Source organism: Leclercia sp. J807 (genome assembly GCF_009734465.1).
Lineage (GTDB): Bacteria > Pseudomonadota > Gammaproteobacteria > Enterobacterales > Enterobacteriaceae > Enterobacter.
In genome coordinates, this window is record NZ_CP046446.1 from 4,646,757 (window position 1) to 4,658,950 (window position 12,194).

Consider the following 12,194-nt stretch of genomic DNA (forward strand, 5'->3'; position numbering starts at 1 on the left):
AAAGGCACCACCGCCTGCCTTATACAGAATTTGAAGACCTCGTTACCACGACGACAATGACCAATCTGGAGAGTTAAGTATGTCCGCTGAACACGTTTTGACGATGCTGAACGAACATGAAGTGAAGTTTGTTGATCTGCGCTTCACCGATACCAAAGGTAAAGAACAGCACGTCACTATTCCTGCTCATCAGGTGAATGCCGAATTCTTTGAAGAAGGCAAAATGTTTGACGGCTCCTCGATTGGTGGCTGGAAAGGTATCAACGAATCCGACATGGTTCTGATGCCTGACGCATCTACTGCCCTCATTGACCCGTTCTTCGAAGAGTCTACCTTGATCATCCGTTGCGATATCCTCGAGCCAGGCACCCTGCAGGGCTACGACCGCGACCCACGCTCTATCGCTAAACGCGCTGAAGAGTACCTGCGCTCCACCGGCATCGCAGACACCGTTCTGTTCGGGCCAGAGCCAGAGTTCTTCCTGTTCGACGACATCCGTTTTGGTGCGACCACTTCCGGTTCCCACGTTGCTATCGATGATATCGAAGGCGCATGGAACTCCTCCACCAAATACGAAGGCGGTAACAAAGGTCACCGTCCAGCCGTTAAAGGCGGTTACTTCCCGGTTCCACCGGTTGACTCTTCTCAGGACATCCGTTCTACCATGTGTTTGATCATGGAAGAGATGGGTCTGGTTGTTGAAGCCCATCACCATGAAGTTGCAACTGCTGGCCAGAACGAAATCGCCACCCGTTTCAACACCATGACCAAGAAAGCGGACGAAATTCAGATCTACAAATACGTTGTTCACAACGTTGCGCACCGCTTCGGTAAAACCGCGACCTTCATGCCAAAACCAATGTTTGGCGACAACGGTTCCGGTATGCACTGCCACATGTCCCTGTCCAAGAACGGAACTAACCTGTTCGCTGGCGACAAGTATGCGGGTCTGTCCGAGCAGGCACTGCACTACATCGGTGGTGTTATCAAACACGCTAAAGCGATCAACGCCCTGGCGAACCCAACCACTAACTCTTACAAGCGTCTGGTCCCAGGCTACGAAGCGCCAGTAATGCTGGCTTACTCTGCCCGTAACCGTTCTGCTTCTATTCGTATTCCGGTGGTAGCTTCTCCGAAAGCACGTCGTATCGAAGTGCGCTTCCCGGACCCGGCTGCTAACCCATACCTGTGCTTCGCAGCACTGCTGATGGCGGGTCTGGACGGTATCAAGAACAAGATCCACCCGGGCGAAGCGATGGACAAAAACCTGTACGACCTGCCGCCAGAAGAAGCGAAAGAGATCCCACAGGTTGCCGGTTCTCTGGAAGAAGCACTGAACGCACTGGACGCAGACCGCGAGTTCCTGACTGCGGGCGGCGTGTTCACTGACGAAGCGATCGATGCTTACATCGCACTGCGTATGGAAGAGAACGACCGCGTTCGCATGACTCCGCACCCGGTTGAATTCGAACTGTACTACAGCGTCTAATCTTCAATCCCTGTCGCGCGGCCTTTTCCGCGCGAGATTGATAGCCGTTTTTTTTGTTGCCGTGGAAACTTTTCAGCCCATCTTCGGATGGGCTTTTTTCACCGCCAACAAGCTGATCTGACGCGTTTTTCGCCGTAAAAACGCTATACTGCACTAAAATAGTGCAAACAACTCCAGGAGACTGCTGAATGGCAACTGGCACGCTGCCCGATGCTGGGCAGATCCTCAATTCTCTTATCAACAGCATTTTACTGGTCGATGACGATCTGGCGGTGCATTACGCCAATCCCGCGGCCCAGCAGTTACTGGCGCAAAGTTCACGCAAACTGTTTGGCGCGCCGCTGCCCGAGCTGTTGAGTTATTTTTCCCTGAATATCGGCCTGATGCAGGAGAGCCTGCAGGCGGGGCAAGGCTTTACCGATAACGAAGTGACGCTGGTGATCGACGGACGCTCGCATATTCTGTCGCTGACCGCACAGCGGCTGCCGGAAGGGCTCATTCTGCTGGAGATGGCGCCGATGGATAACCAGCGTCGCCTGAGTCAGGAGCAGCTCCAGCATGCTCAGCAGATTGCGGCCCGCGATCTGGTGCGCGGCCTCGCCCATGAGATCAAAAATCCGCTCGGCGGCCTGCGCGGTGCGGCACAGCTGCTCACTAAAGCCCTGCCCGACCCGGCGCTGGCGGAATACACCAACGTCATCATTGAACAGGCCGACCGCCTGCGGAACCTGGTGGATCGCCTGCTGGGACCGCAGCAACCCGGGATGCATGTCACCGAAAGCATTCATAAAGTGGCGGAGCGCGTCGTCAAGCTGGTGTCGATGGAGCTGCCGGATAACGTCAGGTTAATTCGGGATTACGATCCCAGCCTGCCGGAACTGCCGCACGATCCCGACCAGATTGAGCAGGTTTTACTGAATATCGTGCGCAACGCCCTGCAGGCATTAGGGGCGGAAGGCGGAGAGATTATTCTGCGTACCCGCACCGCCTTTCAGCTGACGCTGCACGGCACGCGCTACCGTCTGGCGGCCCGCATTGATGTGGAAGATAACGGCCCGGGCATTCCTTCCCATTTACAGGACACGCTGTTTTACCCGATGGTCAGCGGCCGTGAAGGCGGGACCGGGCTTGGCTTATCGATTGCCCGTAATTTGATAGATCAGCATTCCGGCAAAATTGAATTTACCAGTTGGCCGGGTCATACCGAGTTTTCGGTTTACCTGCCAATCAGGAAATAGAGGGTTAGGTTATGCAACGAGGGATAGTCTGGGTAGTTGATGACGATAGCTCCATCCGCTGGGTGCTTGAACGGGCGCTTACCGGAGCAGGTTTAAGCTGTACCGCTTTTGAGAGTGGGGCCGATGTGCTTGATGCACTCACCACCAAAACCCCGGATGTGCTGCTGTCCGATATCCGTATGCCGGGAATGGATGGGCTCGCGCTGTTAAAACAGATTAAGCAGCGTCATCCGATGCTTCCGGTCATCATAATGACCGCCCACTCCGATCTGGATGCTGCCGTCAGCGCCTACCAGCAGGGGGCGTTCGATTATCTGCCAAAACCGTTCGATATTGACGAAGCGGTGGCGCTGGTTGAACGCGCCATTAGCCACTATCAGGAACAGCAGCAGCCGCGCAATGCCCCGGTTTTCGGCCCTACCACCGATATCATTGGTGAAGCCCCGGCGATGCAGGATGTGTTTCGCATCATTGGTCGCCTTTCACGCTCCTCCATCAGCGTGCTGATTAACGGCGAGTCTGGCACCGGGAAAGAGCTGGTCGCGCATGCCCTGCATCGCCACAGCCCGCGCGTCAAAGCCCCGTTTATCGCCCTGAATATGGCGGCGATCCCTAAGGATTTGATTGAGTCCGAGCTGTTCGGCCATGAAAAAGGGGCCTTTACCGGCGCCAACACCATCCGTCAGGGCCGCTTTGAGCAGGCCGACGGCGGGACGCTGTTCCTGGATGAGATCGGCGATATGCCCCTCGACGTTCAGACACGTCTGCTGCGCGTGCTGGCGGACGGCCAGTTTTACCGCGTGGGCGGCTACGCCCCGGTCAAAGTGGATGTGCGTATTATCGCCGCCACTCACCAGAACCTGGAGCTGCGCGTCCAGGAGGGCAAATTCCGTGAAGACCTGTTCCACCGTCTGAACGTCATTCGCGTACACCTGCCGCCGCTGCGTGAGCGCCGGGAAGATATCCCGCGCCTGGCGCGTCATTTCCTGCAGGATGCCGCCCGCGAACTGGGCGTGGAAGCCAAGCTGCTGCACCCGGAAACCGAAGCGGCGTTGACGCGTCTGGCCTGGCCGGGCAACGTGCGCCAGCTGGAAAATACCTGCCGCTGGCTTACGGTCATGGCCGCCGGCCAGGAAGTGTTGATTCAGGATCTGCCGCCCGAGCTTTTCGAAACTCATGTTCCGGAAAGCAGCACCGGCCAGAGCCTGCCCGACAGCTGGGCGACACTGCTGGCGCAATGGGCCGATCGCGCCCTGCGCTCCGGTCATCAGGACCTGCTCTCCGAGGCGCAGCCCGAAATGGAGCGCACGCTGCTGACCACCGCGCTGCGCCATACCCAGGGCCACAAGCAGGAGGCGGCACGCCTGCTCGGCTGGGGGCGCAATACCCTGACGCGTAAGTTAAAAGAACTGGGGATGGAGTGATCGCCTTCCCCCTGTGTAAAGAGAGTTAATTAAGCGCAAAGTGGTGCTATTTTGCGCTTTACTGTACTGATGAGTTGAGTATGATCTTGCCCGGAAAAATGGGGGGGCATCATGCTGGAATCAATCGTGAATTTGTTGACTAGCGGAGCAGTCGAAAGCCATACGCCGCAAACGGCAGTTGCAGCTGTGCTGTGTGCGGCGCTGGTGGGGTTGTTTAGCTAGCACTTCGCTTACCCGGCCTACAAAGCGCGAAATGTAGGCCGGGTAAGGCGAAGCCGCCACCCGGCAATGCGGCTTAAATCACCCGCGAGAACTGCTGCATACGGGCTTTCTGCCGCAGATAGGCATCGAAGCACATACAGATATTACGAATCAACAGGCGCCCTTTCGGCGTAACCTCAATCGCACTCTCCGTCACCTCCACCAGCCCATCTTTCGCCAGCGGCGCCAGCAGCTTCATGTCTTCCACAAAGTAGTCTTTAAAAACGAGATCCCACTGCGCTTCCACCGCGCTGAAGTCGAGACGGAAGTTACAGATCAGCGCCTTGATCACGTCCCGGCGAATACAGTCGTCGCGGGTTAACGCGATGCCGCGCCACAGCGCATTGCCGGTCTCATCCACCTGCTGATAGTAGAGCTTCAGCTCTTTCTGGTTCTGCGCATAGCAGTCGCCAATCATGCTGATGGCCGATACGCCCATCCCCAGCAGATCCGTATCGCCCTGGGTGGTGTAGCCCTGGAAGTTACGATGCAGAACGCCCTCGCGCTGGGCAATCGCCAGCTCGTCATCCGGGCGGGCAAAGTGATCCATGCCGATGAACTGGTAGCCGGTCTGGGTCAACGACGTGATGGTTTCCTGCAGGATATCCAGTTTTTGCTGCGCGGAAGGCAGATCGGCATCTTTGATTTTGCGTTGGGCAGCAAACAGCGTCGGCAGATGCGCATAGTTGAAGACGCTCAGGCGGTCCGGGTTGAGTTCCGCCACGCGCTTTAACGTATAGGCGAAACTGTCTGGCGTCTGCTTCGGCAGGCCATAAATCAGATCGATGTTGGTGGAGGTGAAGCCAATCTCCCGGGCATGGTTTAACAGAGCAAAAATGAACTCTTCATCCTGTTCGCGATTCACCAGCCGCTGGACCTCTTTATTAAAGTCCTGCACGCCCATACTCAGGCGGTTAAACCCTTCGGCACGCAGATGATCGAGCACATCCAGCTCGATTTCCCGCGGGTCTACTTCGATAGAGATTTCAGCATCGCCATTGAAGCGGAAGTTATTCCGCAGCAGGGACATCAGACGGCTGATTTGCGCTTTATTCAGGTAGGTCGGTGTACCGCCGCCCCAGTGGAGCTGGCTGACGTGACGACCGGCAAACTGCGGCGCACGGTGCAGGATCTCCTGCTCAAGCGCATCCAGATACTGATCCGCTTTATGCTGCTGGCGGGTCACAATTTTGTTGCAGCCACAGAAATAGCAGAGCTTGTGGCAGAACGGGATATGAACATACAGAGAGAGCGGGCGGTCAGGGTAACGCGCCACCGCCTGCTGGAATTGGCTATCACCAAAAGCGTCGGAAAACTCCAGCGCAGTGGGATACGAGGTATAACGCGGCCCGGAATAGTTATATTTCTGGATCAGGGCCAGATCCCAGTCGATGGTTGCTACAGACATGCTCACTCCTTCCGTTGGTGTCGCGTTCGTATACGGCGGCCCGTTCTGCCCCCTGTGCGGGCCATGAATCGGGTGCGCAGCCACTTCTGTCGCCGCGACAACCGCCGTAGTTTAACGAATAACCACACCAGATAACATATAACCGGAAGGGTTATTAGCAGGACAATAGAACCTGCCGGGTGCAAATGTTAGTTTCCACCTTTCAACAGGCGCATCATATCTTCCTGTTTCTCTTCTTCTTCCTCTTCGTCTTCATCGTCGTAAGAGAGGCCAAGCTTCTGCATCAGTTCATCGATGCGATCCAGTTTGGCATCCACCCATGACTGCTCTTCGGCATTCAGGGTTTCACCCTCTTCAAGACGTTCCAGCAGCGCGTCCAGGCGCTCATCATTCTCCAGCAAATCCAGCTCAGCCTGCGGTGAAAGCATAGGTTTCTCGCTCTTCGGTTTGTGCTGCCTGGTGACCGGGGCATCGGTCACGCCTAATGGAACCGGTTTTTTACTGCCGATACGCGGGTCTTTCTGCTGCTTGTTATTCGCAGACGCGCCCGAAGTACCGCCACTCGCGCGGCTACCCGCAGCATGACCACGATGTTTTTTCTCGCGTTTGCGATCGCGCGCTTCCTGATTCAGTTCTTCGCGCGTTTTGCGGCGTGCTTTAGCAGGACGTTTAGCGCCTGCAGCGGAGGTCGGTTTTTTCATGGTGTTTTGTCTTTAAGTCGTTTTCTTGAGTATAGAATTGCGGCGAAATCTAGCAGAAAGCAAGCAAAGAAAAAAGGCGACAGAGCAATCTGTCGCCTTTTTTCCTGACTCACAACCCGTTACGGGTCTGACAATCCTTGTTTGCTTACGACTAACCCTGTCTATCCCTTAGCAGGTACCGTCCGTGATAGGTTCCATTTCCTTTTTTAACGCCTCCAAGGCGTTCGTCTTCCTGACTTTCCTGTGTCTTCGCCTCCTGGCGCTCCTGACCCTTGTCCTTAAGTCCGGTTCCTGTCGGCATCCTCGCCGTTGAACGCTACTTTACCGTTTCAGGCTGAACTCACAAGCCACAAACGGCCATTTTCCGCGACTTTCAGACTAAGACTAACCGTTAATAGTTTGATTTTAATCGTTTTGATTTTTTAAAGCGCTGCGATTTTTCTTAAATATCCCATAGTTAAAATGGCAGATCTCTCACAAAGCCCAGGGTTTTTACTTACAGCCGGGTTGCCGATGGGAAAAGCCTTTTCTCTCTGTTCAGGTATAATCCCCCCAACGTTACGAATTTCTGGAGACAACCACGTGACCAACCTGAATTATCACCAGACGCATTTTCTCCTCAGTGCGCCTGATATTCGCCATTTACCCGCCGATACGGGTCTTGAAGTGGCATTTGCTGGCCGGTCCAACGCGGGGAAATCCAGCGCTCTGAATACCCTGACCAATCAGAAAAGCCTGGCGCGTACCTCTAAAACGCCTGGCCGCACCCAGCTGATTAACCTGTTCGAAGTCGCACCGGGCAAGCGCCTGGTTGACCTGCCAGGCTATGGCTATGCAGAAGTTCCGGAAGAGATGAAACTCAAGTGGCAGCGCGCGCTGGGGGAATACCTGGAAAAACGCCTGTGTCTGAAGGGCCTGGTCGTCCTGATGGATATTCGCCATCCGCTTAAAGATCTCGATCAGCAGATGATCCACTGGGCCGTAGAGAGCGGGATCCAGGTATTGGTACTGCTCACCAAAGCCGACAAGCTGGCCAGCGGCGCGCGTAAAGCGCAGGTGAATATGGTGCGTGAAGCCGTGCTGGCGTTTAACGGCGACATCCAGGTAGAGGCGTTTTCTTCGCTGAAGAAGCAAGGCGTGGACAAACTGCGTGAGAAACTGGATATCTGGTACAGCGAGCTGGAACCCGCGTCAGAAGCGGATGAGTAATGATGAGCGCGGCGATGTCCGCGCTTTTTTTTGCGCTGAACTTTTCTTTGCCGCAATAAAAAACGCCCCAGTCATTACTGACTGGGGCGGCTAAAATATTCAGCCAAATCCGATTACGTGAAGTAAAAGGTCTGAAAGATAGAACATCTTACCTCTGTACCCTACGCGAATAACTCTACCCTTTTTTAGACTATAGACAAAGCACTTTTTGTAGTTTTTTTTCATTCTTTACATAGGGAATTCTAATGATCGTCACAAAACGTTCATGGATATGTTGCTTACTTACAGAAAGTGTTCATATCCCAGAAAGAGTTAGTGAGCCTGATCCCAGTTTTCTCCCTGACCGACTTCTACCAGCAACGGCACATCCAGTTTGACGCTGTTCTCCATCAGTTCATGGATCTTTTTCGAGACCGGTTCCAAATCGTCTTTATGCACCTCAAACACCAGTTCATCGTGCACCTGCATGATCATCCGCACCCGCGGCTGCTCTTTCTCCAGCCAGGCATCAACGGCGATCATCGCACGTTTAATGATATCTGCCGCCGTCCCCTGCATCGGGGCGTTGATTGCCGCACGTTCGGCACCGGCACGGCGGGCCGCATTGCTGGATTTGATGTCCGGCAGATAGAGGCGACGCCCTTCCAGGGTTTCGACATAGCCTTTTTCTTTCGCCTGGGCGCGCGTGTTCTCCATATATTGCAGCACGCCCGGGTAGCGCTCGAAATAGAGATCCATATACTTCTGCGACTCTTTGCGCGGAATATTGAGCTGGCGGGAGAGGCCAAAGGCGCTCATGCCGTAGATAAGGCCAAAGTTGATCGCCTTCGCGCTGCGGCGCTGTTCCCCGGTGACGCTCTCCAGCGGCATACCAAACACTTCGGCTGCCGTGGCCCGGTGAATATCCTGCCCTTCCGCAAAGGCGGTCAACAGCCCTTTATCCCGGGAGAGGTGCGCCATGATACGCAGCTCAATCTGTGAATAGTCAGCAGAGACAATGACGTAATCCTCTGGCGCAATAAACGCCTGACGGATACGGCGCCCTTCTTCATTACGCACCGGAATGTTTTGCAGGTTAGGATCGGTTGAGGAGAGTCGCCCGGTAGCCGCTACCGCCTGATGGTAAGAGGTGTGTACGCGGCCCGTTTTTGGGTTGATCATCAACGGCAGCTTATCGGTGTAGGTCGATTTCAGCTTTGCCAGCCCACGATACTGAAGGATCACTTTTGGCAGAGGATAGTCCAGCGCCAGCTCCTCAAGCACCTCTTCAGAGGTGGAAGGCGCCCCGCCCGGCGTTTTTTTCAGTGGCTTGATACCCTGCTTTTCAAACAGGATGGTCTGCAGCTGTTTAGTGGACGAGAGATTAAAGGGCTCGCCGGCGATCTCATGCGCTTTTTGTTCCAGCTCGTGCAGACGCAGGGCGATCTCTTCTGAGTGCTTGTGCAACACAGCCGGATCGATTTTCACGCCGTTGCGCTCGATGCGGGACAGAACCGGCACCAGCGGCATCTCAATATTCTGGAACACGTTCAGCGGCCCGGCGTGTTTTTGCAGCTTCGGCCACATCTTTAAATGCAGTTGCAGCGTGACGTCAGCATCTTCTGCCGCATAGTGTCCCGCTTCTTCCAGGGCGATCTGGTTAAAGGTCAGCTGATTCTTACCCTTACCGGCGATCTGCTCAAAGGTGACGGTTTTATGCTTCAGCCAGCGGTCGGAGAGCGAATCCATATCGTGACGACCGGCGACGCTGTCGAGGATATAGGACTCCAGCATGGTATCGAACGCAATGCCGCGCAGCTCAATACCATAGTTCTGCAGGATACCGCGATCGAACTTCAGGTTTTGCCCCACCTTGAGTGCTTTTTCATCTTCAAGGATCGGCTTAAGGAGTTCGAGCACGCGCTCACGGGCGATCTGTTCAGGCGCGTCCAGATAGTCGTGGGCAACCGGCACATAGGCGGCAACGCCCGGCTCTGTGGCAAAGGAGAGGCCCACCATATTGGCGGAGACATTATCGAGGCTGTCGGTTTCGGTATCGAAAGCGAATACCGGTGCCTGCTGTAGCTTTTCAATCCAGCGTTGCAGCTGCGCTTCATCCAGAATGGTTTCGTAATGCTCAGAAGAGAGCACGCTGGCTTCTTCTTCCGGCTCCTCTTCTGCATCGATCACCAGGGTTTCTTTTGGCTTAGCCGCCGGTTTAGCCCCTTTCGCCTGCAGCCATTTCCCCGCTTCGACATCGGTTATCCAGCGTTTGAACTCGTACTGCTTAAACAGGCCTAGCAGCTCTTCGATGGCTGGTTGCTGCACTTCCAGCTGTTCACAGGTCAGATCCAGTTCGACGTCTGTTTTGATGGTTGCCAGCTGATAGGAGAGGTAGGCCACCTCTTTGTTTTGCTCAAGCTTAGCGGCCATGGTTTTGGCACCGCGGAAGGTCAGCCCGGCGATTTTATCCTGCTCGCTATACAGCGTATCCAGCCCGCCCAGACCTTGCAGCAGCGCCTGGGCCGTCTTTTCGCCCACGCCCGGTACGCCAGGAATGTTATCGGAGGAGTCGCCCATCAGCGCGAGGAAGTCGATGATCAGTTCCGGCGGCACGCCATACTTAGCGACGACCTCTTCCGGCCCAAGAATGGTATTGGTCATGGTGTTAATCAGGGTGATCCCCGGCGTGACCAGCTGAGCCATATCTTTATCGCCGGTGCTGATCAGGACCGGGCGGCCCATTTTCTCAGCTTCACGCGCCAGCGTACCGATAACATCGTCCGCTTCTACGCCCGAGACGGCCATCAAAGGCAGCCCCATCGCTTTTACCATCTTATGCAGAGGCTCAATTTGCGCGCGCAGATCGTCCGGCATCGGCGGACGATGAGATTTGTAATGTTCGAACAGCTCATCCCGGAAAGTTTTGCCTTTCGCATCGAAGACCACGGCGGCATGGCTTGGCTGATACTGCATGATCAGGCTACGCAGCATGTTCAGCACACCATACATTGCGCCCGTAGGCTCTCCCGCACTGTTAGTCAGCGGAGGAAAGGCGTGATATGCCCGATAGAGGTAAGACGAGCCGTCGACGAGAATAAGCGGATTTTCGGGGATCTGAACCATAATGTCCGTGCCTTTAAGTAATTTATGAATAAAGGATGCCACAGAAGGATGAAAACATCAGTTTTTCACGGCCAATACAGCCAAAGATTTTGTGATCCTGAGGATCGCTCGCAAATTAAAACTGTGGATAAGTTTGTGAATATTTTCTGTAACTTGGATTAAATGTGCTTAATAAGGATCGATGAGATAATTATTAACATTAATAATCAATGAGTTGTGATTTGATCACGATCTCATATTTTCGATTGATGACAATTTACTCCATGTGGATATAAGCCACGCAGGATCGGCATAACAGGATTTTTCTCCACAGCGCATACAAATCAGCTTTCCCGCCAAGTTAAAGCGCCATCCTTTAACCGTTTTCTGGTAAAATCAGCGCCCTGCGTCTGTTTATCAGGCGCCATTCATAGCTAACCACCTGAAAAAATTCATCATGTCTAGACTCCTGGCTGCGATCACCCTCTTCTTAAGTATCGCATTAACTATTCTGGTCACCATCGCCTGTTCTGTGCCGATCATCATCGCCGGAATAATTAAACTGCTATTACCGATCCCCGTTGTCTGGCGTGCCGTATCTGCATTCTGTAACGTTATGATGTACTGCTGGTGTGAAGGTCTGGCGGTGCTTCTGCGTCTTAATCCACATCTGAAATGGGATGTTCAGGGTCTGGAAGGGCTTAACAAGAAAAACTGGTATTTGCTTATCTGCAACCACCATAGCTGGGCCGATATCGTGGTGTTATGCGTACTGTTCCGCAAACACATTCCGATGAATAAGTACTTCCTTAAACAGCAGCTCGCCTGGGTACCCTTTATTGGGCTCGCCTGTTGGGCGCTGGATATGCCGTTTATGAAGCGCTATTCCCGTAGTTATCTGATCCGCCACCCTGAACGCCGCGGCAAAGATGTCGAAACGACACGCCGCTCCTGCGAGAAGTTTCGCGCGCACCCCACCACCATCGTCAATTTTGTGGAAGGCTCTCGCTTTACCGAAGAGAAAAAGCAGCAAACCCGCTCACCGTACAGCAACCTGCTGCCGCCAAAAGCGGCGGGGATCGCCATGGCGCTTAACGTACTGGGCCAACAGTTCGATAAATTACTGGACGTGACGCTCTGTTATCCGGAGAACGACAAGACGCCGTTTTACGATATGCTCAGCGGCAAGTTAACCCGGATCGTGGTGCGAATTGATCTGGTGCCTGTGGCGGAAGAGTTACATGGGGACTATGTTAACGATAAGAACTTTAAGCGGCGTTTCCAGCTCTGGCTGAACACGCTGTGGACGGAAAAAGATGCGCTAATCGACAGGATTAAAGCCCAATACAACAACGCCGGTCATTGACCGGCGTTTTCTTT

The 12,194-nt window shown here is 54.2% G+C and carries 9 protein-coding genes; 6 read left to right on the top strand and 3 right to left on the bottom strand.

All coding sequences use genetic code 11. The features are described 5' to 3' along the window. The first annotated feature begins 79 nt into the window (after positions 1-79). The 4 genes from glnA (at position 80) to GNG26_RS22150 (ending at position 4,373) form a co-directional block, all read left to right on the top strand. On the top strand, positions 80-1,489 hold the full coding sequence (glnA, locus tag GNG26_RS22135) for a glutamate--ammonia ligase (protein WP_103825293.1): 1,410 nt from the start codon (positions 80-82) through the stop codon (positions 1,487-1,489). 188 nt (positions 1,490-1,677) lie between these two features. Beyond that, positions 1,678-2,727, top strand: a complete 1,050-nt coding sequence (glnL, locus tag GNG26_RS22140) for a nitrogen regulation protein NR(II) (RefSeq protein ID WP_103177578.1) — start codon at positions 1,678-1,680, stop codon at positions 2,725-2,727. Between the two features lie 11 nt (positions 2,728-2,738). Next, on the top strand, positions 2,739-4,151 hold the full coding sequence (gene glnG / locus GNG26_RS22145; protein WP_103177579.1) for a nitrogen regulation protein NR(I): 1,413 nt from the start codon (positions 2,739-2,741) through the stop codon (positions 4,149-4,151). A gap of 111 nt (positions 4,152-4,262) precedes the next feature. Then, positions 4,263-4,373 (top strand): YshB family small membrane protein, encoded by a 111-nt coding sequence (locus GNG26_RS22150; protein WP_103825295.1) that lies wholly within the window; start codon positions 4,263-4,265, stop codon positions 4,371-4,373. Positions 4,374-4,446: 73 nt separating this feature from the next. Here GNG26_RS22150 and hemN read toward each other — a convergent pair whose 3' ends face one another. Then, positions 4,447-5,820, bottom strand: coding sequence for an oxygen-independent coproporphyrinogen III oxidase (gene hemN / locus GNG26_RS22155; RefSeq protein ID WP_114388327.1), 1,374 nt, complete (start codon positions 5,818-5,820; stop codon positions 4,447-4,449). Positions 5,821-6,008: 188 nt separating this feature from the next. Continuing rightward, complete coding sequence (gene yihI, locus GNG26_RS22160) at positions 6,009-6,521, bottom strand: Der GTPase-activating protein YihI (protein WP_103177582.1); 513 nt, start codon at positions 6,519-6,521, stop codon at positions 6,009-6,011. A 582-nt stretch (positions 6,522-7,103) separates the two neighbouring features. Between yihI and yihA the strand changes: the two genes are divergently transcribed. Continuing rightward, positions 7,104-7,730: a ribosome biogenesis GTP-binding protein YihA/YsxC gene (gene yihA / locus GNG26_RS22165; RefSeq protein WP_103177583.1), complete on the top strand. Its 627-nt coding sequence runs from the start codon at positions 7,104-7,106 to the stop codon at positions 7,728-7,730. 312 nt (positions 7,731-8,042) lie between these two features. Here yihA and polA read toward each other — a convergent pair whose 3' ends face one another. Continuing rightward, the gene (gene polA, locus GNG26_RS22170) at positions 8,043-10,835 is read right to left on the bottom strand and encodes a DNA polymerase I (RefSeq protein ID WP_156240101.1); all 2,793 of its coding nucleotides are present in this window, start codon (positions 10,833-10,835) and stop codon (positions 8,043-8,045) included. 436 nt (positions 10,836-11,271) lie between these two features. Here polA and GNG26_RS22175 point away from each other — a divergent pair, with 436 nt between their 5' ends. Beyond that, positions 11,272-12,180 (top strand): acyltransferase, encoded by a 909-nt coding sequence (locus GNG26_RS22175; protein WP_103825299.1) that lies wholly within the window; start codon positions 11,272-11,274, stop codon positions 12,178-12,180. The last annotated feature ends 14 nt before the right edge of the window (positions 12,181-12,194 follow it).